General features: G+C 49.1%; 24 protein-coding genes. 1 reads left to right on the top strand and 23 read right to left on the bottom strand.

Going from position 1 to position 21,367, the window contains the following annotated elements; genetic code table 11:
- Positions 1 to 2: 2 nt before the first annotated feature.
- On the bottom strand, positions 3 to 1,058 hold the full coding sequence (locus tag Q0757_RS08520; RefSeq protein WP_298786285.1) for a glycosyltransferase family 4 protein: 1,056 nt from the start codon (positions 1,056 to 1,058) through the stop codon (positions 3 to 5).
- A gap of 532 nt (positions 1,059 to 1,590) precedes the next feature.
- On the opposite strand from Q0757_RS08520, the gene Q0757_RS08525 reads away from it, so the two are divergent.
- Positions 1,591 to 3,597 (top strand): acyltransferase family protein, encoded by a 2,007-nt coding sequence (locus Q0757_RS08525; RefSeq protein ID WP_298786287.1) that lies wholly within the window; start codon positions 1,591 to 1,593, stop codon positions 3,595 to 3,597.
- A gap of 51 nt (positions 3,598 to 3,648) precedes the next feature.
- Here Q0757_RS08525 and fabZ read toward each other — a convergent pair whose 3' ends face one another.
- The 22 genes from fabZ to Q0757_RS08635 all read right to left on the bottom strand — a co-directional run bounded on the left by fabZ (position 3,649) and on the right by Q0757_RS08635 (position 21,305).
- Positions 3,649 to 4,071 (bottom strand): 3-hydroxyacyl-ACP dehydratase FabZ, encoded by a 423-nt coding sequence (gene fabZ, locus Q0757_RS08530; protein WP_027847263.1) that lies wholly within the window; start codon positions 4,069 to 4,071, stop codon positions 3,649 to 3,651.
- 22 nt (positions 4,072 to 4,093) lie between these two features.
- Entirely contained in the window at positions 4,094 to 4,348 is a 255-nt protein-coding gene (locus tag Q0757_RS08535; RefSeq protein WP_298786292.1) for a DNA-directed RNA polymerase subunit beta, read from the bottom strand.
- A gap of 33 nt (positions 4,349 to 4,381) precedes the next feature.
- A complete protein-coding gene (locus Q0757_RS08540) occupies positions 4,382 to 5,206 on the bottom strand; it encodes a flagellar hook-basal body protein (protein WP_298786294.1) in 825 nt (274 codons plus the stop codon).
- A 35-nt stretch (positions 5,207 to 5,241) separates the two neighbouring features.
- Positions 5,242 to 6,030, bottom strand: coding sequence for a flagellar hook-basal body protein (locus tag Q0757_RS08545; RefSeq protein ID WP_298786296.1), 789 nt, complete (start codon positions 6,028 to 6,030; stop codon positions 5,242 to 5,244).
- 231 nt (positions 6,031 to 6,261) lie between these two features.
- Positions 6,262 to 7,563, bottom strand: a complete 1,302-nt coding sequence (gene murA, locus Q0757_RS08550; RefSeq protein ID WP_298786298.1) for a UDP-N-acetylglucosamine 1-carboxyvinyltransferase — start codon at positions 7,561 to 7,563, stop codon at positions 6,262 to 6,264.
- 221 nt (positions 7,564 to 7,784) lie between these two features.
- Positions 7,785 to 8,030 carry a DUF1146 family protein gene (locus Q0757_RS08555; RefSeq protein WP_022794568.1) on the bottom strand — a complete coding sequence of 82 codons (246 nt, stop codon included), beginning with the start codon at positions 8,028 to 8,030 and terminating at the stop codon, positions 7,785 to 7,787.
- 338 nt (positions 8,031 to 8,368) lie between these two features.
- The gene (locus Q0757_RS08560) at positions 8,369 to 8,773 is read right to left on the bottom strand and encodes a F0F1 ATP synthase subunit epsilon (RefSeq protein ID WP_298786301.1); all 405 of its coding nucleotides are present in this window, start codon (positions 8,771 to 8,773) and stop codon (positions 8,369 to 8,371) included.
- A gap of 27 nt (positions 8,774 to 8,800) precedes the next feature.
- Entirely contained in the window at positions 8,801 to 10,216 is a 1,416-nt protein-coding gene (gene atpD / locus Q0757_RS08565) for a F0F1 ATP synthase subunit beta (protein ID WP_298786302.1), read from the bottom strand.
- 51 nt (positions 10,217 to 10,267) lie between these two features.
- The gene (gene atpG, locus Q0757_RS08570; protein WP_298786304.1) at positions 10,268 to 11,134 is read right to left on the bottom strand and encodes an ATP synthase F1 subunit gamma; all 867 of its coding nucleotides are present in this window, start codon (positions 11,132 to 11,134) and stop codon (positions 10,268 to 10,270) included.
- Positions 11,135 to 11,174: 40 nt separating this feature from the next.
- Positions 11,175 to 12,683 carry a F0F1 ATP synthase subunit alpha gene (gene atpA / locus Q0757_RS08575; RefSeq protein WP_298786306.1) on the bottom strand — a complete coding sequence of 503 codons (1,509 nt, stop codon included), beginning with the start codon at positions 12,681 to 12,683 and terminating at the stop codon, positions 11,175 to 11,177.
- Between the two features lie 15 nt (positions 12,684 to 12,698).
- Positions 12,699 to 13,247 carry a F0F1 ATP synthase subunit delta gene (locus tag Q0757_RS08580; protein WP_298786308.1) on the bottom strand — a complete coding sequence of 183 codons (549 nt, stop codon included), beginning with the start codon at positions 13,245 to 13,247 and terminating at the stop codon, positions 12,699 to 12,701.
- A complete protein-coding gene (gene atpF, locus Q0757_RS08585) occupies positions 13,244 to 13,735 on the bottom strand; it encodes a F0F1 ATP synthase subunit B (protein ID WP_298786310.1) in 492 nt (163 codons plus the stop codon). The genes Q0757_RS08580 and atpF overlap by 4 nt, the downstream gene beginning before the upstream one ends.
- 90 nt (positions 13,736 to 13,825) lie before the next feature.
- Entirely contained in the window at positions 13,826 to 14,038 is a 213-nt protein-coding gene (gene atpE, locus Q0757_RS08590) for a F0F1 ATP synthase subunit C (RefSeq protein WP_022794575.1), read from the bottom strand.
- A gap of 66 nt (positions 14,039 to 14,104) precedes the next feature.
- Entirely contained in the window at positions 14,105 to 14,812 is a 708-nt protein-coding gene (gene atpB / locus Q0757_RS08595) for a F0F1 ATP synthase subunit A (protein WP_298787006.1), read from the bottom strand.
- 79 nt (positions 14,813 to 14,891) lie between these two features.
- The gene (locus Q0757_RS08600) at positions 14,892 to 15,260 is read right to left on the bottom strand and encodes an ATP synthase subunit I (protein WP_298786314.1); all 369 of its coding nucleotides are present in this window, start codon (positions 15,258 to 15,260) and stop codon (positions 14,892 to 14,894) included.
- A 478-nt stretch (positions 15,261 to 15,738) separates the two neighbouring features.
- Entirely contained in the window at positions 15,739 to 16,368 is a 630-nt protein-coding gene (gene upp / locus Q0757_RS08605; RefSeq protein ID WP_091613161.1) for a uracil phosphoribosyltransferase, read from the bottom strand.
- A gap of 192 nt (positions 16,369 to 16,560) precedes the next feature.
- Positions 16,561 to 17,055 carry a peroxiredoxin gene (locus Q0757_RS08610; RefSeq protein ID WP_298786320.1) on the bottom strand — a complete coding sequence of 165 codons (495 nt, stop codon included), beginning with the start codon at positions 17,053 to 17,055 and terminating at the stop codon, positions 16,561 to 16,563.
- A gap of 161 nt (positions 17,056 to 17,216) precedes the next feature.
- Positions 17,217 to 18,476 (bottom strand): serine hydroxymethyltransferase, encoded by a 1,260-nt coding sequence (glyA, locus tag Q0757_RS08615; RefSeq protein WP_298786321.1) that lies wholly within the window; start codon positions 18,474 to 18,476, stop codon positions 17,217 to 17,219.
- Positions 18,477 to 18,691: 215 nt separating this feature from the next.
- Complete coding sequence (locus tag Q0757_RS08620) at positions 18,692 to 19,237, bottom strand: TIGR01440 family protein (protein ID WP_298786323.1); 546 nt, start codon at positions 19,235 to 19,237, stop codon at positions 18,692 to 18,694.
- 24 nt (positions 19,238 to 19,261) lie between these two features.
- The gene (gene rpiB, locus Q0757_RS08625; RefSeq protein ID WP_298786325.1) at positions 19,262 to 19,699 is read right to left on the bottom strand and encodes a ribose 5-phosphate isomerase B; all 438 of its coding nucleotides are present in this window, start codon (positions 19,697 to 19,699) and stop codon (positions 19,262 to 19,264) included.
- A 72-nt stretch (positions 19,700 to 19,771) separates the two neighbouring features.
- Positions 19,772 to 20,227, bottom strand: coding sequence for a low molecular weight protein arginine phosphatase (locus Q0757_RS08630; protein WP_298786327.1), 456 nt, complete (start codon positions 20,225 to 20,227; stop codon positions 19,772 to 19,774).
- 25 nt (positions 20,228 to 20,252) lie between these two features.
- Entirely contained in the window at positions 20,253 to 21,305 is a 1,053-nt protein-coding gene (locus Q0757_RS08635) for an L-threonylcarbamoyladenylate synthase (protein ID WP_298786328.1), read from the bottom strand.
- Positions 21,306 to 21,367: the final 62 nt, after the last annotated feature.

Below are 21,367 nucleotides of genomic sequence, written 5' to 3' on the forward strand. Positions count from 1 at the left end.
GTTTATTCTTTCATGGAACCGGACAACCGTTTGATAAAGTTTAAAAACGGCCGGTACTGCTGGCTCACGAGCCCGACACTTTCCACCAGAATTTCGATCAAAATCAGCACAACCAGGAGTAGAATGAGCGATACCCACAGTGTAGAGAGTGTGAACGCTACAGCAGAAATACTGCATATAGCACTTATGCAGTAAATAATGAGCACCGTCTCCCGATGAGAATACCCAAGCCGCAGAAGGCAGTGATGCAGGTGGGATTTGTCGGGGGCGGATAAAGACTGCTTATGCACAATTCTCCGGATGATCGCAAAAAACGTATCTGATATCGGCACAGCCAGTATGAGCGCCGGCACAATCAAGGAAAAAACAGTTACATTTTTGAAGCCCATCAGTGCAATGACTGCGATCATGAACCCTAAAAATAGCGCACCGGCGTCTCCCATGAAAATTTTAGCCGGATGAAAATTATACACTAAGAATCCAAGCGTCCCCCCGAGAAGGGCGATACTTAAGGCTACAATAAAGATATCATTCTGCAGAATGGCAAGCACCGAAATAGTTGTTAACACGATAGCAGAAACTCCGGCAGACAAACCATCAAGACCGTCAATTAAGTTTATCGCATTGGTCACTCCAACGATCCAGAGCAGCGTGATTGGGATACTGAAAATACCCAGTTCAAGCTCTCCTCCAAACGGCAGGTTAATAAAGGTCACCTGCACGCCTCCAATAATGACGATTACAGCTGCCACAATCTGGGCCAAAAACTTTACTTTAGCCGTTAATTCATAAATATCATCCAAAACGCCAGTCGCTATCACAATAGTTCCTGCGATAAGGATATAATAATATGTTTCGTTTTCCGGGCGTAAAATCAGCACCCCTGCTAAAAAAGCAATATAAATAGCAAGGCCACCCATTCTGGCCATCTGTCCAGTATGAACCTTCCGGGCATTTGGCTGGTCGGTAGCACCAATTTTAAACGCCAGCTTTTTCACTAGAGGCGTTATTAGCAAGGCCACTACAAAACTAGTTATTAACGCAATAGCAGTAACCATTGTGGTCCCCCTGTTGAAGAACGTTTTATATGAACTTTTCGGGCACGTTCAAATACGGATAATGACACCTTTTGTCCATAATTATACATTCCTATATTCATTATACTCTAAAAAGCCCTATATGTTTAGACGCTTCTTTATATAAAAGGTTTCTCTGCCTTAAGAATCGATAATACAGTATGTGGACTTTAAAAATCAGGCAGTTCCACGTCATTTTATCATTTCTTTTTTAGAAAAAACACAAAAACTCAAAAACGCTTAAAAACTAATAAATAGTACCTTCTTTGTACAATTTCTGCCTGTGCCTTTACTAGTTAAATACCAGGATAAATCTGCTTTTTTGGGTTAACATCCATTTTCTCTATCACGAGCTCAGGTAGGTTTGGCTCATTTCATAGATAAATGCCTCAAGGAATGCATATTATTCCGCCTTCCATGATAAAATATATACTACTTACATATTGTATTGACCTAAAAACATTTTGCAAATTACCGCTTTTCAGAAAGAATTTACAGGCTTGGAGTGAATATAATGAATGATTTGAGGACACCTGAGAAAAGATTCCGGCCTGAGATTGAAGGGGTGCGGGCTGTAGCTGCGTTTTTAGTAGCTGTGTATCATATCTGGCTAGGTTCTGTTTCAGGCGGAGTGGATGTATTCTTCGTCGTTTCTGGTTATTTAATTACCACATCGCTGCTATCGAGATTTGAACGGGAAGGAACTATTAACCTGCCTGAATACCTGCTTGGCCTCGGCCGACGGCTGCTGCCTCTTGCAGTAATCGTTATTTTGTTTACGATGGCAGGTTCCATTGTCTTTCTTCCGCAGTCGCAGTGGGAACAGATTGTTTCAGAAATGTTTGCTTCGGCGCTGTATTTTCAAAATTGGGAGCTCGCCACCAGTGCGGTCGATTATTTGGCGCAAAACAACGAAGCAAGTCCATTTCAGCATTTTTGGGCTCTTTCCATTCAGGGCCAGTTTTATGTTTTCTGGCCTCTCCTTATACTATTAACCTATTTTCTTGCAAAAAAAACATTTAAAACCCCTGTACGTAAAACGCTTTGCAGTGTCCTAGCTGTTATTTTCATTCTGTCACTCAGCTATTCCATCTACATTACTTCCGTCAATCAGCCATGGGCTTACTTTGACACATTTGCCCGGGTATGGGAATTCAGTCTTGGCGGCATTGTCGCTTTGCTTCTCCCGTACCTGACAATGAGGAAATCAATTGGTTTTGTTCTTGGCTGGCTGGGACTGGCAATTGTCGCTTTAACAGGGCTTGTTCTTCCTGTGTCCACCATTTTTCCTGGATTTGCTGCTTTACTTCCAACCACCGGGGCCCTGCTGATTATCACCGCAGCTGAAAACAGCAGCCGTTTTGGTGTGGATAAGCTGCTGGGCTCCAGGCCGTTTCTGTATTTCGGCAGCATTTCCTACGGGTTTTATTTATGGCACTGGCCGATGCTTATCTTCTATTTTGCCTATTTCGACAATACGACAGTATCGATCAAGGGCGGCATCGCGATTATAGCTCTTGCATTCATCGCTTCGGCGCTCTCTGTTAAATTAATTGAGGCACCTATACGAAAAATTAATCTCAAACAATCGAAAACAAAAGTAGTAACAGCCCTTGTTGTGTTTCTGCTTCCTGCCCTTGCAGCTGCCGGCGTGTGGGATAATTACGTCGAAAAAAGCCAGTCCAGTATCAGCGAGGATTATACAGTAACTGACTACCCCGGGGCCCGCGCAATATCAGAGGATATTGAACCGAACCCCGACATCGATCCCCTCGATAACGTGGCACAGGCTGAAAGCGAGATGCCGGAATTTTATTCTGAGAGTGAGTGCTATTCCGATCTTGAAGAGACGGAAATCAGCATGTGCTCATACGGGGACACGACCGATCCCGAATATACCATTGCTTTAGTAGGCGGCTCTCATTCCGGCCACTGGTTTCCCGCCCTTGAAAAAATGTCTGAGGAGCTAAGCCTGCAGATCGATGTGTTTAATAAAGACGGCTGCCGCTTTTCTGCCGATGATTTTGACGGAACTCTGTCTGATTCGTGCATGCAGTGGAATGAAGATTCCATTGAGCCGCTGAAGAAAAACGATCCTGATTTACTTTTCACTACCGCCAATGTAAATGCCGGAGGTACTATACCCGAAGGATACCTTGAAATTTGGAAAGAATTCGAAGGCGATACGGAAATATTCGCGATACGGGACAATCCAAGAATGCATGAGGACATCCCTTCCTGCCTGGAGGAAAGCGATGATCCGGCCGATTGTGCCGTACCAAGAGATGAAGTGTTGTCTGAAAACCCTCCGTGGGAAAACACAGAAGAGGAAAAAATTCCGGACAATGTAACCTTTGCTGATATGTCTCCTTACTTTTGTGATGACGACACGTGTGATCCTGTTATTGGCAACGTCATTACTTTCCGGGACAACCACCATATTTCCACTCTCTATTCCCGCACGATGGGACCGGCGCTTAAAGAACACATTGAAGACGCGTTAGAAGAAAATGACGAATAACAGCATACAACAAAAAAGGACTGCAGCCCGCTCTGGCCGCAGTCCTTTTTACTATTGAATCGCAAACATCAGATCCGCTTCTGCAACGACCTTGCCATCTACGGAAGCTGTTCCTTTTCCTTTCACAATGGAGCGTCGCTGTTTGGTGACTTCCATTTCGAGACGCAGCTGGTCTCCCGGCTTCACCTGGCCTTTAAAGCGGCATTCATCGATGCCTGCAAACAGGGCAAGCTTTCCCTTCATATCCTCCTGCTGCATCAGTGCGACGCCGCCGGCCTGGGCGATCGCTTCAATGATAAGCACTCCCGGCATCACCGGATAGTCGGGGAAGTGTCCATTGAAAAATTCTTCATTGGCGCTGACATTTTTAATGCCTACCGCCCGCTCCCCGGGTTCTACCTCGATAATTTTATCGACAAGAAGAAATGGGTAACGGTGGGGAATAATCTCTTTGATTTGTTCTATTGAAAGCATTATTTTTTCCTCACTTTTTATGCTAATTTCCTCGAATTAACCGATAAATCTCCAGCCAGGTTGCCGGGTTTAAAGCCTGAAAAGGATTGCCTCCCCCGACCGCATAGCCAATCATCAGGCCGATAACCGAACAGATAAAAGCCAGAATTAAAATAATAATCAGCCAGTGCCACCAGAGCAGGTGCTGAAGACGCGCACGCACCTTCTGTGCTCCTCTTTTCAGCTGTTCTTTCCTATTCGGTTTGGAACTCCTTGTATGGTTGTCCTGATTGCTCATATGTACTATCTATGCTCCCTTAACCGCAAAGACTTATCGAATACTGTTAATTAATCCAAGCATCTGGTCTCCCTGCGTCAGTGCACGGGAATTAAACGAGTATTGTCTTTGGGCATTCATCATATTTACTAATTCATTCGATAAATCCACATTAGACTGCTCGACCATTCCCTGCTTTACGCTGGACGGGTCAGCTTCTATAACCATATCATTTTCCGCTGCCCCGAGTCCATCTAAATCCTCAAAACGGTACCGATTGCCTCCGACCGACGTCAGCGCCTGCGGACGCTCCACCTGAACCACGCCAAATGAACCAAGGTTCACGTTATCCCCGGCCGCCGTTACAGCTGTCAGCTCCCCATTTTCCTGCATCGAAAATTCCGAAGCCCCTGCGGGAATATCAAATCTCCCTCCGGCTTCGTTTAATACAAAGCCCCCATTTTGATCAACGAGCGTATAGCTGCCGGGAGCCTCCGGGTTTTCTGACAGATACAGCTGCCCGTCCTTTGTATATTCAACCGCTCCGTCTTCCGCCTCTATCTGAAAAAAAGCGTCCGGGTCTTCAAGCGCAAAATCCAGCTCACGCTCACTCTCCTTCAGTGAGCCCTGCTCCATCCGAAGTGCTGTCTGGCCGATGGCTGCACCGCCGCCGGTCCGTATACCCGGCGGAGTAAGCCGTCCAGTACCGTTTTCCGGCATCGGCATATTATCCTCCTGCTGATACATCATTTCACTGAACGTCGCCTGTCTTGATTTAAATCCGGCCGTTTCCGCATTGGAGAGGTTGTTGCTGATGGTGTCCATCTGCTGCTGGACTGAGCCCATGGACTGAAATGGTATACGTAATCCCGAGTACATGCTGTGTTCCTCCTGAATTCAATTTTTTATATGGTCTAACCGAGGCGTCCCACTTCATTCACAGCCTTTTCCATGCTGCGGTCATACGTCTGCATCACCTTCTGGTTGGATTCAAACATCCGGTATGCTTCCATCAGCTCCGTCATCGCCTGGGTGGAATCGGTATTGGACTGTTCGAGAAATCCCTGCTTCATCTGATAGCGGACGTTTTCGTTGTCCGCTGCCGCACCAAGCTCCTCCTCCGCTTCAAAAAGACCCGCTTCGGTTTTGACTAAATCGTTGGTATCAGGGGCATACGCCACCCCAAGCTGTCCGGCTTCCCCGCCATTTTCAAGCCGTACTGTGCCGTCTTCGGAAATTTGAAAATTTTCGTTTCCGGTTTCTACCGGAGTTCCTTGGTTATTTAATATGTACTGGCCGTCCGCTGTTGTTAAAAATCCTTCTGCATCCACTGTCCAGTTGCCGTTCCTGGTATAGGCCGTCCCATCTTCCCCCTGGACCGTAAACAGCACTGCCCCGTTTTCATCCGGCACCTCTGCTTCAAGCAGAGCGACATCGGCTGGGGCCTTCGTTTCCTGCAGCTCTCCCGGAGTAAATGAAGGGGCCTGGTCCTGCATGTAGACGCCTGTTCCAAGTGAACCGATCGTGTGCGGGCCTCTCCCGGCATTCTCCGCATGCAGAAGCTGCTCGGGAAATGTCCGGATCGCACTTTGATCAGATTTGTAGCCCGGCGTGTTGGCGTTGGCAATATTATTGTTCAGCACATCCGTTTTTCTCTGCTGGGTTGTCATCCCCGAAGCAGCGTTATAAAAACCCCTCAGCATAATTGTATTCCCCGTTTCCGTAAATGCAGGCCGGACGCAAGCCGGCGGGCGCACTTTTCTCTTCAAATTGTCCATATTTATAATTAGTTCTATTTTACCACATAAGCCTGTATCGAGGAATATAAGTCAGCATTTAGTGATGTATATCCTATTTTGTCAGATACTATATACCCACTATTGCCATATAAAAAAGACCACCACTGAATAGTGATGGCCTGCGTCATTGAAAAACTAGGAGCGCTCAGCTGTTTTTAGGGACGTATCTGCTTCCTCGTCTGCATTCACGCGCTTTACATTCGCGCCGAGACCCTGCAGCTTTTTATGAAAGTCAACATATCCGCGGTCCAGGTGACGGAGCTCTGTTACCGTTGTTTCTCCCTCCGCTACGAGACCGGCAACGATTAAAGCTGCTCCGGCGCGGAGATCGGTAGCTGATACTTCAGCACCCTGCAGTTTTTTCGGACCACTGATGATCGCTGTGCGTCCTTCGATCTTGATGCTTGCGTTCATGCGCTGGAATTCCTCGACGTGCATAAAGCGGTTTTCGAAAACCGTTTCTGTAATAAGGCCGGTGCCCTTCGCCTGGGTTAAAAGCGCCATAAACTGCGCCTGCATGTCTGTTGGAAAGCCGGGATGCGGCATGGTTTTAATATCCACCGGCTTTAAAATGTCCGGGCCTGTGACAAGCATGCCCCCGTCGCTTTCTTCAATCTTTACGCCCATTTCGCGCATTTTTGCTACAAGCGGACGTAAATGTTCATGCATTGCGCCTTCGACGAATACTTCTCCCCCGGTAATCGCAGCAGCAATCATAAAGGTGCCTGCTTCAATCCGGTCCGGAATAATTGTATGCTCCGCTCCGGTTAATTTATCCACACCCTCAATGCGGATAGTGCCGGTTCCGGCGCCGCGTACTTTGCCGCCCATCGCATTAATAAAGTTGGCAAGGTCCACGATTTCCGGTTCCTCTGCTACATTTTCAAGCGTGGTAGTGCCTTCTGCAAGAGCAGCGGCCATCATAATATTTTCAGTAGCGCCGACGCTTGGAAAATCAAGATAAATGCGTGCTCCCTGCAGGCGTTCCTCCACCTTCGCTTCAATATAGCCGTTGCCGATTTCGACGTGAGCTCCCATCGCTTCAAATCCTTTAAGGTGCTGATCGATCGGCCGGGAGCCAATCGCGCATCCCCCCGGAAGCGCAATATGGGCGATCCCTTTTCTTGCTAAAAGCGGGCCCATGACGAGAAACGAAGCCCGCATTTTGCTGACATACTCAAACGGGGCTTCTGTGGAAAGATCACCCGTAGCGTCAGCTGTCCAGCGGTGATTCTCGTAATTAACTTCTGTTCCGACGTGGCGCAAAACATTGGAGATTGTGTCTACGTCTGCGAGCGGCGGCACATCATAAAGTGTGCTGCGTCCTTCTTCTGCCAAAAGAGTAGCTGCAATAACAGGCAGAACCGCGTTTTTTGCTCCTTCTGCTTTGACGGACCCCTTTAGGCGTCTGCCTCCCTGTACAATAATTTTATCCAATTTAATTCCCTCCGCTATACTTATGCATATTATCTTTTTGTGCTGCGTACTTTACTTAAAGAGCTGTGCATTTCTTTCGTCCATTTGTCTAGCCTTTTCATTAGTCGCTTCCCGTCTCAAAACGTTACAGCGGTAAAAAAACAGTTTTTCCATGTCAATTCCGGCAGCATCGATGAATTTCATACAGAATCCTTTACCCGCTCCCGCATTTTCATAATCTTTTATGCCAAAAGTGTGAAAAACAGGTAACGGAGGTACAAAGAAAAATCAAAATAATCGATAAAGAAACTGCTTACAGAGTAGCTGATTGCAATAGCGAACAATATAATCAAAAGTCTCCCCTTCAGGCTTTCCGGTCTCCGGATAAAAACGTCAAACCGAAACGCCTGCAGACACCACCAGGTCAGGATAAAAAAAGAGAGATGGAGCAGGATATGTATTAGTGCTTCCTGGCCGTCCGGATTCATGCCATCATGCCTTTCTTTGTTGCCGTACAACGTTCTTTGCAAATTTTGAGCCACGCTTCAGAATAATCAAATGCATCAGGGAAGACAAGAGACCAAGGTTCTGCTACTATGTGCGGCGGTCGTTGGGTTCATGGAGTCCTGTACTATTATTATAAAAATTTGTATAACTATAAGCATATTTTATTATAAAGGATTCGTAATCAAACATCTATAGTTCTATCTTCTATAGAAAAGCAGATACTGCTGTTATTTAATTTCACTACTCCCCCAGCCGTATACAATACAATTTAAAAAAGAACCGTTTCTCCGTTGGGAAAAACGATTCTTCGGATGTTTCTTTATGAGCCTTCGGAAACCTTCAGGCGGGTGTTTGCCCGTTTTAAGGCAAGGCGTGCCCGCATGACGTCAATTTCCTCTTCATTTATCCGGTCCAGTCGTTCCTCTGCCCGCTCTTTGGCGATGCGGGCCCGTTCCGGATCGATCTCTCCTGGAGTTTCTGCAGATTCCGCCAAAATATTAACGGCGTCAGAGCGGACTTCTACGAATCCTTCACTCACGGCCAGTAGCTTTACTTTGTTTTCGTACTTAATGCGGACTGCATCGATTTTTAGAGGAGCCACGGTTGGAACGTGGCCGGGGAGAATCCCCATTTCGCCACTTTCCGCACGAACACTGACCATCTCTACTTCTCCATCAAAGACGGACCCGTCCGGAGTCACTACGCTGAGATGCATCGTTGCCATCTGTGTTCTCCCTCCCCCGTGTCGTCCTTAGGACATAGATTTTGCTTTTTCCACTACATCTTCAATCGGGCCGACAAGGCGGAAGGCGTCTTCCGGCACGTCATCGTGCTGCCCGTCAAGAATTTCCTTGAATCCACGTACTGTATCCTTCACGGATACGTACGTACCCTTCTGGCCGGTAAACTGCTCTGCCACGTGGAAATTCTGTGAAAGGAAGAACTGAATGCGGCGGGCACGGTTTACCGTGAGCTTGTCTTCTTCAGAAAGCTCTTCCATCCCGAGGATGGCGATAATATCCTGGAGTTCATTATATTTCTGGATCGTTTGTTTTACCTGCTGGGCGACATCGTAATGCTCTTCGCCAACAACCTCTGGTGCAAGCGCACGTGATGTGGAAGCGAGCGGATCCACAGCCGGGTAAATACCCATTTCTGTTAACCGGCGCTCCAGGTTGGTTGTGGCATCCAGGTGGGCAAACGTTGTTGCCGGGGCCGGGTCCGTATAGTCATCGGCCGGCACATACACTGCCTGAATCGACGTAACCGATCCTTTTTTCGTGGAGGTGATACGCTCCTGCAGCTGACCCATTTCTGTTGCAAGCGTCGGCTGGTACCCAACGGCGGACGGCATCCGGCCGAGAAGGGCGGATACTTCCGAGCCTGCCTGCGTGAAACGGTAAATGTTGTCGATAAAGAGAAGCACATCGGCCCCTTCTTCATCACGGAAATGCTCTGCCATTGTCAGGCCGGTCAGGGCTACGCGCATCCGGGCACCCGGCGGCTCGTTCATCTGGCCAAACACCATGGCTGCTTTGTTAATAACACCGGAATCGCTCATTTCAAAGTAAAGGTCGTTCCCTTCACGGGTACGCTCCCCTACTCCCGCAAACACGGAAATCCCGCCGTGCTCCTGGGCAATGTTGTTAATGAGCTCCTGGATAAGTACGGTTTTCCCTACGCCGGCACCACCGAACAGGCCGATTTTTCCGCCTTTTACGTAAGGGGCAAGCAGGTCTACGACTTTAATGCCTGTTTCAAGAACCTGCGTCTCTACGGCGAGCTCGTCAAACTTCGGCGGCTTGCGGTGGATCGGCTTGCGCTCCACGCTGTCTGCCACCTGCTCTTTCATATCAATCGGCTCCCCGAGGACGTTAAATACACGACTTAGTGTATCGTTTCCGACAGGAACTGAAATCGAGCCTCCTGTGTTGCTCACTTCGGTTCCGCGAATAAGACCGTCTGTCGAGGACATGGCGATTGTACGCACGGAGTTGTCGCCCAAATGCTGCGCAACTTCGAGGGTGACTTCTATTGCTTCTTTATTTTCAGTTGCCGGCTGTGATACGCGGAGCGCGTTGTTTAGTTCCGGAAGCTGGCCGCTTGGAAACTGAACATCAATAACCGGTCCCAAAATCTGAGTAATTCGACCGTTTTCTTCACTCATGGTAATCGTTCCCCTCCTTACTGTCCGGCAGGGCCGGACGAAATGATTCTTTTATTCAAGCGCAGCTGCACCGCCGACGATTTCGGTAATTTCCTGCGTAACTGCTGCCTGGCGGGCACGGTTGTAGGAAAGTGTTAAATCATCGACCATGTTGTTGGCGTTGTCGGTCGCTGCACTCATCGCTGTCATCCGGGCACCAAACTCACTCGCTTTAGCATCGAGGAGGGCACCGTAGATTAAGCTTTCCGCGTACTGCGGGAGAAGCTGCTTTAAAATCGCTTCCGGTGACGGCTCGTATTCATACTGGGCACTGCCTTTATTTTCCTCTTCACTTACTTCCTCCGTCAGCGGCAGCAGTTTCTTTTCGGTCACCTTCTGCTGGATCGGATTAATAAAATGGTTGTACCAGATATACAGCTCGTCCACATCTTCGTTTGCGTACAAATCGACCGCAAGACGCGTGACGTTTTTAATATCGTTAAAGGACGGCTGGTCCGGCAGGCCCGTGATTTCGTCGAACATCGGAATACCGTAGCGTTTTAACAGGTCTCTTCCTGTCCGGCCAATCACAATGACGCTGTACTCGTCCTTTGACTGGTGGCGCTCCCGAAGCTTTTGCATTAAGTCCCGAAGTATATTCGAGTTGTATGCCCCCGCAAGCCCCTGGTCTGTAAATATGGCAATATAGCCGGTCTTCTTTACAGGCCGTTCTTCTAGCATAGGGTGGGAGATACCGCTGCTGCCGGCAGCGATGCCGGAAACAACGTCTTTGATTTTTTTCGTATACGGCTCATACCGCTGAGCATTTTGCTGGGCCTTATTCAGCTTTGACGCAGAGACCATTTCCATGGCACTTGTAATCTGCTTCGTTTTTTTTGTCGACTGAATACGGCCTTTAATTTCTTTTAAGGAAGCCATCTGTTCACCACCTTTTGAACCTTTTTACGTTCGGCAATCTTTATTTTGAAGGGTTAAATGACTTCTCAAACGACTGAATCGCCTGCTTGAACTCTTCTTCGTCCGGAAGCTTTCCAGTATCACGAATGCCTGCCAGAAGCTCTGAATGACTCGATTCAAGATACGCAAGCAGTTCTTTTTCGTAACGGCGGATGTCGTCTGTCGGGATGTTGTCCAGGAAGCCTCTTGTCAGGGCAAACACAATTGCTACCTGCAGCTCCATGCGAAGCGGCTGGTGAAGCCCCTGTTTGAGCACTTCTACTGTTCTTCCCCCACGTGCCAGCTTGTCCTGTGTCGCTTTGTCCAGGTCGGAGCCGAACTGGGAGAAGGCTTCGAGCTCACGGAACGAGGCCAGGTCCAGACGGAGCGTACCGGAAACCTTTTTCATTGCCTTTGTCTGGGCCGAGCCGCCGACACGGGATACGGAAATACCCGGGTTGATGGCCGGACGAACGCCGGAGTTGAAAAGGTTCGCCTGCAGGAAGATCTGGCCGTCGGTGATGGAAATCACGTTTGTTGGAATGTAGGCACCTACGTCCCCTGCCTGGGTTTCAATGATTGGAAGAGCGGTCATTGAACCAGCGCCTCTCTCATCACTCAGCTTTGCTGCACGTTCGAGCAGACGGGAGTGAAGGTAAAAGACGTCCCCTGGGAAGGCTTCACGGCCTGGCGGGCGGCGAAGAAGAAGGGAAAGTTCACGGTATGCATTCGCCTGTTTTGTTAAGTCATCATACACAATGAGCACGTGCTTGCCGTTGTACATAAACTCTTCGCCCATGGAAGCTCCGGCATACGGCGCCAGGTAAAGCATTGGTGCCGGCTCGGAAGCCCCTGCGTTTACGACGATTGTATAATCAAGCGCGCCCTTCTGGCGGAACGTATCCACGACCTCTGCCACGGTGGAGTCTTTCTGGCCGATGGCTACATAAATGCAGATAACGTCTTCGTCCTTCTGGTTCAAAATCGTATCGATCGCAACAGCCGTTTTACCGGTCTGACGGTCGCCGATAATGAGCTCACGCTGGCCGCGGCCGATAGGGATCATCGTGTCCACGGCTTTAATGCCGGTCTGAAGCGGCTCGGATACCGACTGACGGTCCATAATGCCGGGCGCTCCGCTTTCAATCGGACGGGATTTGGTCGTGTTTGTGGAGCCGAGGCCGTCCACAGGCTGGCCGAGGGCGTTAACTACACGTCCGAGCAGCTCTTCACCGACCGGGACCTCCATGATGCGGCCGGTCCGTTTAACCTGGTCGCCTTCACGAATTTCTTCGTAAGCACCGAGAATAATAATACCTACGTTGCCTTCTTCAAGGTTCTGCGCCATACCCATGACGCCGTTTTCGAATTCCAGAAGCTCGCCGGCCATGGCGTTGTCCAGGCCGTAGGCACGGGCGATACCGTCCCCCACCTGAATGACGATGCCGACTTCTTTGGACTCTGTCTCCGCTTCAAACTGTTCAATCTGCTGTTTAATTAAAGAACTAATTTCATCGGGTTTGATACTCACCAGGATTCACCCCATTCATGATAAATTCGTTTGCGTTATATTACGCTGCAATCGGTCTAGCTGACCTTGAATGCTTCCGTCAAAAATTGTATGTCCAACGTGCACCTTCATGCCGCCAATGAGCGAAGGATCCACTCTGTTTTCAATATAAAGCTCGCGCTTGCCGACCCGCTGGGCAAACTTGCGGGACACTGCCTGCTTCTCTTCCTCTGATAATGGTTTCACGGTATAAACGACCGCGTTGGCAATGCCGAGACGGTCGTTAATCAGTGCAATGACTTCCACTGCCACTTCATCAATCAGGTGAAGGCGTTTCCGGTCAAGCAGCACACTCAGCATGGAACGGCTGCGTTCACTCCAGGAACCAAAAGTACTTGCTATGAAGGACTGTTTTCTTTCGCGGCTGATGGACGGGTACCTGAAAATCTGAGCAATATCGGGATGAGCGTGGAACACTTCGAGCATCGCTTCCCATTCCTGCTTGGTTTCTTCAAGAGCCCCGTGTTCTTCCGCACTTTTTAAAAGCGCGCGGGCGTAGCGTTTTGCCAGGGTTGGATTACTCATAAGCGACCGCCGCTTTCCTGTACGTATTCCTGAATCAGTTTTTCCTGTTCTTCTTCATCCAGTTCTTTTTCAATAATTTTCGTCGCAATCAGCACAGAAAGCTGGCCGACCTGGGCACGAAGCGCTTCCACTGCCTGCTCCCGCTCTCTTGTAATATCAGCGAGGGCATTGTCTTTCATACGGCTGGCTTCTTCGTGAGATTCCCGGATAATTTCCTTCGACTGCTCCTGAGCCGTTTTACGGGATGTTTCGATAATGGACTGCGCTTCTTCACGCGCTTTCTCCATTTCCACCCGCTGCTCTTCTAAATATTTTTCCGCTTCCTGACGGTGATTTTCCGCTGTCTCTATTTCATTGGAAATGTGGTTTTCACGTTTTTTCATCTGTTCCACAATTGGACCCCAGGCGAACCGGCGAAGCAAAAGCAGTAAAATGACAAACGTAAAAAGTGAGAAAAGCACATCTCCGAACGCAAATGTAGATGGCAAAAGATTTCACTCCTTTCTTAGATATACAAAAGGAATGGCGAAGCCAGTTCCCCCACTCCGCCATTTTGCTTCCCTTTCCAAAACGTATGTTTATTGGAAAAGCGTGATAAAACCAACAACGACTGCGATGATCGGAACTGCCTCAACAAGACCGATACCAATGAACATAAGTGTCTGCAATCTGCCGCCAAGCTCCGGCTGACGGGAAGTACCGTCGATCGCCCCTTTGATTACGATTGCGTTACCAATACCTGCACCAATTGCTGCTAAACCTGCTGCGATTGCAGCTGCTAAAAGACCCATGTGCAAATCCTCCTTAAATTAGTTTAAAACTATATTGTTGTTTCGTTGTTTCTGCAGATGCTGTGATTAATGCTCTGTTTCCACTTTATGCGAAATATAGACCATGGTCAGTACCAGGAAGATAAACGCCTGGATGAAGCCGATAAATATGCTGTATCCCTGCCAGGCAACCATTGGGATAATGCCAAGTGCGGTCCCGATGGGAAAGGTTGTCCCTACCGTGGCGAGAAGCGTCAGCAGTATTTCTTTGGCATACAGGTTGCCGAAAAGCCGTGCTCCAAGTGTCAATGTGTTGGTAAACTCTTCAAGAATGTTAATCGGGAAGAGAAATTTCTTTGGACGGAAGTAGTTCTTTCCGTACTCTTTCACTCCGCGGATCTTGATGCCGTAGAAGTGCGAAAGCACAATGACCATTACGGCAAGCGTCATCGTTACGACCGGATCCGCTGTTGGTGATTTCCACCAAAGCACGTGTGTCTCATGATTAATCAGCATGAACGGAATCCCGAGCATGTTTGATACCAGAATGAACAGGAATATCGTAATTCCAAGTCCGAAGAAACGCTCTCCGGTTTTCCAGTCCATGGTACTTCCAATCATGTTGCGGACGAATTCTATAACCATTTCAAACACGTTCTGCAAGCCGGTTGGTCTCATCGAGAGACTCCGCGCACTCACCACACCAATGATAAATACAATGACTGCTGCAATAGTCAGCATCATGACATTGGAAAGATTAATGTGGAAGCCGGGTATACCAAACAAATCATAGATATACGGCGCTTCGTGCTGTATATTCAAGTCTCAGTCACCCCTTTACTATGTTAGTCGATTGTGCGCTGCAGCTAAAAAACTACTTTTCTTTGCTGAAGTGAACGGATAAAGCATAAAGCAGCAGGTAAGGACTGAACAATCCAATCACAAGGTAAAGCAGACGGAATTGTTCCGGAAACCGGACATAGAGCATGGCAATGACTACACCTACTGCAAGCCTTGTGGCCATCCCGAACGGAAAAATCTTTTTTTCCTCGAGTACCGCCTTCTGGATTCGTTTTGTCTCCCGGTGGGCGTGCCAGATGTTAAAAGCTCCTCCGCACGCTCCTGCAAATAAGCTCACTGCTTCCTGCCGGAACGTTGGAATCAGCGCCGGAGCTATGTACAATACAAGCATTCCAGCCAATCCTATAAATAACGAGCGGAGATACAAGCCTGTATCATTCATGCGCGGGCCACCTTTTCCTCCAAAAACAGACTGGTTAGTCCGTTAATACACTACGAGATCCATTGAGAGAATTTTTACACAACTTTACGTAGCAATAGTTGTCCCCTTACATGTTTTAGGCAAAAAAAAGAAACAATTGCGTGACTCATGCCGTTTATGAAGGAAATCCAAATTTCTCCCATATGTAAACCTTATCATACGTTCTTCATCATCGTACAATAGCCGCCCCTTGATGTCAATGGACGAAAATTAATAAAACCCTGTATTGTCGCGTGTTTCAGGCATTTTTTATTTTGTGTCTATTAAGTGACATTTTCATATCTTTAAGTCAAGAAAAAATTGGGCGGAAAACATGAACGTTCAGCATTTATTCTATGCATAAACGTTATCTGACTGCCCTGCTTTCATTAAATAGAATACACTTTTTGCAAATCAAAGGGCTTTTCCGCCCGTATGGGAAAAGCCCTCTCATCTATTATTATTTCGTGCCGAACAAACGGTCACCCGCATCTCCGAGACCCGGAACAATATAACCTTTGTCGTTTAATTTTTCATCCATCGAAGCCAGGTAAATGTCCACGTCCGGATGTGCTTCCTGAACGAGTGCCACTCCTTCAGGCGCTGCGATTAAACACATGAGCTTGATATTTTGGGCCCCGCGTTTTTTCAGGCTGTTCAACGCTTCGATAGCAGAACCGCCTGTCGCAAGCATCGGATCAATCACGATAAATTCCCGCTCTTCGACATCACTCGGCAGCTTCACATAATACTCCACCGGCTGGAGTGTCTCCGGATCCCGGTAAAGCCCGACGTGCCCCACTTTTGCCGCCGGGATCAGTTTGATGATTCCGTCGGTCATACCGAGTCCTGCGCGTAAAATCGGCACCACTCCAAGCTTTTTGCCTGCAAGCGTATAGGATTTGGCCGGTCCCACCGGAGTTTCCACCGTTACTTCCTGAAGCTGAAGGTTTCTTGTAATCTCAAATGCCATCAGGGTGGACACTTCATCGACAAGCTCCCGGAATTCCTTTGTTCCTGTTGAGACGTCCCGGATGAATGTAAGTTTATGTTGAATGAGCGGATGATCCAGTACATGTACATTTCCCATAAGTATAGTCGGCTCCTTTTTCCCCGGCGCCAGCCGGTGCTTATTAACCCATGTCCCTATTGAACATATTCTTTAGAAATTCTACCTAAAAAGCGTGAGGGATTCAAGGTTATATAAAATGACAGAAATATGCCGCAACTTCCACGCGCTGGTGAAAATAACAGCAGCGCCCGGATGCACTGCTGCAAACGTTTATTTTAAATTGTCTTCAATATACTTTACCGTTTTGCGCAGCTCCTTCGGACCCGGCCGGCCGAATGGATTGGTCTGACGGTGCTGGTATAAAAACCTGCCTTCTTCATCGAGCAGAAAATATGCAGGCTCCCCGTGCGCTCCGTGGTCTTCGTATGGCGCCTCCGAGCTGTGATAAAAGACGCCGTAATCGTCGAGCACCTTCAGTGCTTCGTCGACGAGCACCGGGAACTTGAGCCCGTAGTCTTCGGTCATCGCGCTCAGATCCTCCGGGTTGTCAGTAGAAATGGCTGTAATATTTACGTTATTGTTTTCAAAAAAACTGCGGTGCTCTTCCCAGGCCTGCAGCTCTTCTTTACATACCGGGCACCATGACCCCCGGAAAAATACGAGAAGCTGCCAGCCCTCACCTATTTTTTCTTCGAGTTTAAATTCTTCGCCGTTCACATCCGCGAGCGTGAACATCGGCGCTTTCTCATTTAGTTCAAAAACCATTTGAACTCCTCCTTTTCCCAATCTACATATACCCTAACACACTTGCATTCACCCCTGAAAAACAAAGGATTCTTCCGAAAGTGATAAAGAAAAACAGCTGCCTCCTTTAAATAGGAGAACAGCTGTTTCAGCACGCCCTTTTTTGGCCGGCGCCTGCCGACTTACAGGTATTCGTAAATTGGGAAACGGCCCGTTAAAGCTTTCACGCGTTCAGCCGCTTCTTTTAACGCTTCTTCCTCTTCATGGTTTTTCAGCGTGTAGGCAATAATGGCGCCTATCTCTTTCATTTCTTCTTCGCCGAAGCCGCGGGACGTAACGGCTGCAGAACCGAGACGGATGCCGCTTGTGACGAATGGTTTTTCCGGGTCATACGGAATCGCGTTTTTGTTCGCTGTGAGGCCGACCTCGTCCAGTGCTTTTTCCGCTATTTTCCCTGTCAGCTCCAGGCTGCGGGTATCCATCAGCACGAGGTGGTTGTCAGTGCCGCCCGAAACGACGGTAATTCCTTCGTTCTGCAGAGAGTCGCTTAAGCTGCGGGCATTTTTCACGACGTTTTCGGAATACGTTACGAAATCCTTCTGCAGCGCTTCACCAAAGGCGACCGCTTTCGCAGCAATCACGTGCATAAGCGGTCCACCCTGCAGACCCGGGAATACTGCTTTATCAATCTTCTTGCCGAATTCTTCCTTGCAAAGCACCAGGCCGCCGCGCGGGCCGCGCAGTGTTTTGTGCGTGGTCGTCGTAACAAAATGCGAATGAGGCACCGGGTTTTGGTGCACCCCTGCTGCTACAAGTCCGGCAATGTGTGCCATATCGACCATTAAGTACGCGTCTACCTCATCGGCGATTTCGCGGAATTTTTTAAAGTCAATTTCACGCGGATACGCACTTGCACCGGCAACGATTAATTTTGGCTGCGTTTCTTTTGCCACGCGAAGCACTTCATCGTAGTCAATCATCTGGTCTTCTTTAGTCACACCGTATTCCACAAAGTTGTACTGCACACCGCTGAAGTTGACAGGGCTTCCGTGGGTTAAGTGGCCCCCGTGGGAAAGGTTCATGCCAAGCACGGTGTCGCCGTGATTTAAAATCGTATAGTAAACAGCCATATTTGCCTGGGCGCCGGAGTGAGGCTGCACGTTCGCATATTCTGCCGAGAATAATTCCTTCGCCCGGTCAATGGCGAGCTGTTCCACCGTATCCACGTGCTCACAGCCGCCGTAATAGCGGCGGTTCGGGTAGCCCTCCGCATATTTGTTGGTAAGAACGGACCCCTGCGCTTCCATTACTGCACGGCTCGTGAAGTTTTCCGAAGCTATCAGCTCAATCTTATCGCGCTGGCGCCCCAGCTCCTTCTGCATTGCCTCAAATATGGCCGGATCCTGCGTTTGTACACTTTCTGCATTTACCTTAGTTTCCATCTGTAAATCTCCCTTCCCTTTCGGTGCGATAACGAACGATTATCTTTTCCGCTAATATTTCGTTCGTTATTTTTCTCTCCGTGTTGCTATGTTTTTCATTGTAACACGTATTTTTTACGAATTTCCGTACCTTACGAAATTTTTTCGGATTTCTTTATTTTTTAATCGGCATGGGAAGAAAAAAGAACCGCAGTATGCGATTCTTTTTCCGGCGGCTATTCGTAGCGCGCACGCTCGCCGCCGATCAGCTTCGGCCGTGTTTTTGCCATCGTTACATAGGCAGCGCCAATCTGCTTCTGCGGGCCGCGAACAGGAACCGCCACCGGCTTCAAATGCATGCCGATCAGGGTCGATCCGATATCAATGCCGGCATCTGCTTTTACCGCTTCGATGACGACCGGCTCATTCATGTGTTTATACGCATACGAGCTCATCGATCCGCCGGCTCTTGGGTGGGGTACCACACTTACTGCTTCCAGTCCGTAAGCGTCCGCCGTTTCCCTTTCCACCGTGAGCGCACGATTAATATGCTCACAGCCCTGAAAGGCAAGGCGCACGCCGGTTTCTTCGCGGAACTCCTGAAAGACATCAAACAATGCTTCGGCGACCTCCTCAGAGCCTGCCTTACCGATATGCTCCCCGAGTACTTCACTTGTGCTCGCGCCAATCACAAGCACCTGGCCGCTGCGAAGCGACGCCTGCTCCTTTAATGAAGCTAACAATTCCCGTAAAGGCTGCTGCCATTCTGCTTTGTTCACCATGACAACCCATCCTTTCTTCGTTCCTTATTGTTCAATTGCCGCTACTTTTTGGATACGGTCGGCGTGCCGGCCGCCTTCGTGCTCTGTACTGATCCAGGCTTTGACAATTTCGCCGGCGAGGCCGGAGCCAATGACTCTCGCGCCCATGGCCAGTACATTGCTGTCGTTATGCGCCCGGGTCATTTTTGCGCTGAATACGTCATGGACAAGCGCGCAGCGGATGCCGTTAACTTTATTCGCAGCAATCGACATGCCGATGCCCGTGCCACAGACAAGAATCCCACGGTCCACTTCGCCGGCCGTTACTTTTTCAGCCACCGGAACCGCGTAGTCGGGATAGTCCACCGAGTCACTGCAGTCACAGCCCAGGTCCTCGTATTCCACCCCTGCTTCGTCCAGTACAGATTTAATTTCCTCTTTTAACTCATACCCGCCGTGATCGGCACCCAATGCTACTTTCATGTCAACCTCTCCTCCGTTTGATTATACTGTTTTCAGTTTCTCACGTATCCATCAGCCTGTAAATCTCCAGGCTCAGTCCAGCGACTTTTCCTTCATATACCGCTCCCATGCTGCCTGCAGCGCCTCTTCCATTTCCTCTGCCGTTTCGTGGTAGACCTCCCGGCCGCCGCCGATAGGGTCTCCAATGTCCCTGTCCCCATTGGTTCCGGCATATTCCTTTAAAAGCACCGTTTTCTTTTCCGCATCCGGAAACATCCGCTTCATAATATCCTTGTGTCCCTGGGTCATCGCAAAGATAACGTCCGCCCAGTCGATTAGTTCCTTCGTCAGCGGCTGGGACTCATGGTCAATCTCCACCTGTCTTTCATCCATCGCCCGGACGGCTTCTGCCGCTGCCGGCTCTCCATTTGTAGCCATCACACCAGCTGAAGCCACCTCCACCTCCGGGTAGTGGTGCTTCATTAGTGCAGCAGCCATTGGGCTCCGGCATGTGTTTCCTGTACAAATAAACAATACGTGATAACTCATTGCCATCGACTCCTTGCAGAAGTTTTCATTGTTCTGAAGATGCTGCTTTTTCCAGACGGTTCATGAGCGCGGTTCCGATTCCTTCTTCTGAAAAAACTTCACAGAACGCAGCGTCTACTTCCATTGTATCTAATTCGCGGAGAACAGCGTACAATTTTGATGCCGTTTCTTCCGGCGCCCGGCGCGAGCCTAAACTAAGAAAGGCGTCCGCCTGTGTCCACGCTGATTTGTTCTCTTCCACGGCAAGTACCGCTACTTTCTTTCCGGCCTCCTGGAGGGCCCGGAGCTTTCTCTGCCATATATCCTCCGGTCCTTTCATTAAATAGAGGGAGGTCGCCGGCGAATAGTGGCGGTATTTCATCCCCGGTGCTGCCGGGGCACCCTCTGAAGAAGCAGCTTGCGAATAGCGGACGGTGTCAGGGCCAAGCACCTGCTCGATCTGTTCCTTTGTTACTCCTCCCGGGCGCAGAATCCAGCAGAGCTCTGACGTACAGTCCACGACAGTGGACTCTACCCCGTATCCACACGGGCCGCCATCGATCACCGCATCAATTTTCCCATTCAGGTCACTGTAGACGTGCTCCGCCGTAGTCGGACTCGGGGAACCGGAACGATTGGCACTCGGTGCTGCGACCGGTACGCCTGCGTAGGTCAGCACCGCCCTTGCCACCTCGTGCTCCGGAATTCGTACAGCCACTGTGGGTAATCCCGCCGTTACAAGAGGTGACAGCGGCGTTTCTTCCGTCAGTGGGAATATAAGCGTCAAAGGTCCCGGCCAGAACGCGTCCATCAGCTTTTCCATGTTCTCTGTCCACGTTACCCCGAGCTTGCCTAGCTGAGTGCGGTCAGCAATATGAGCAATCAGCGGATTATCCGGCGGCCGGTTTTTAGCTTCGAAAATCGCCCGGACAGCTTCGGTGCATACAGCGCTTGCTCCGAGGCCATATACGGTTTCTGTCGGGAGGGCCACTGTTTTTCCCTGCGTTATCCACAGCCCCATTTCCTTCAATACAGACTTCTCCGGGGAGGCTTCATTTATTTTATCCACATTTTTTATAACCGTCTGTTTATAACTCATGCAGCTTTCGTTCCTTCCGAAAAATTAAAATGCTTTCATATCAGGGATTATTTTGCTTTATT

This window comes from uncultured Marinococcus sp. (genome assembly GCF_947493875.1).
Lineage (GTDB): Bacteria > Bacillota > Bacilli > Bacillales > Marinococcaceae > Marinococcus.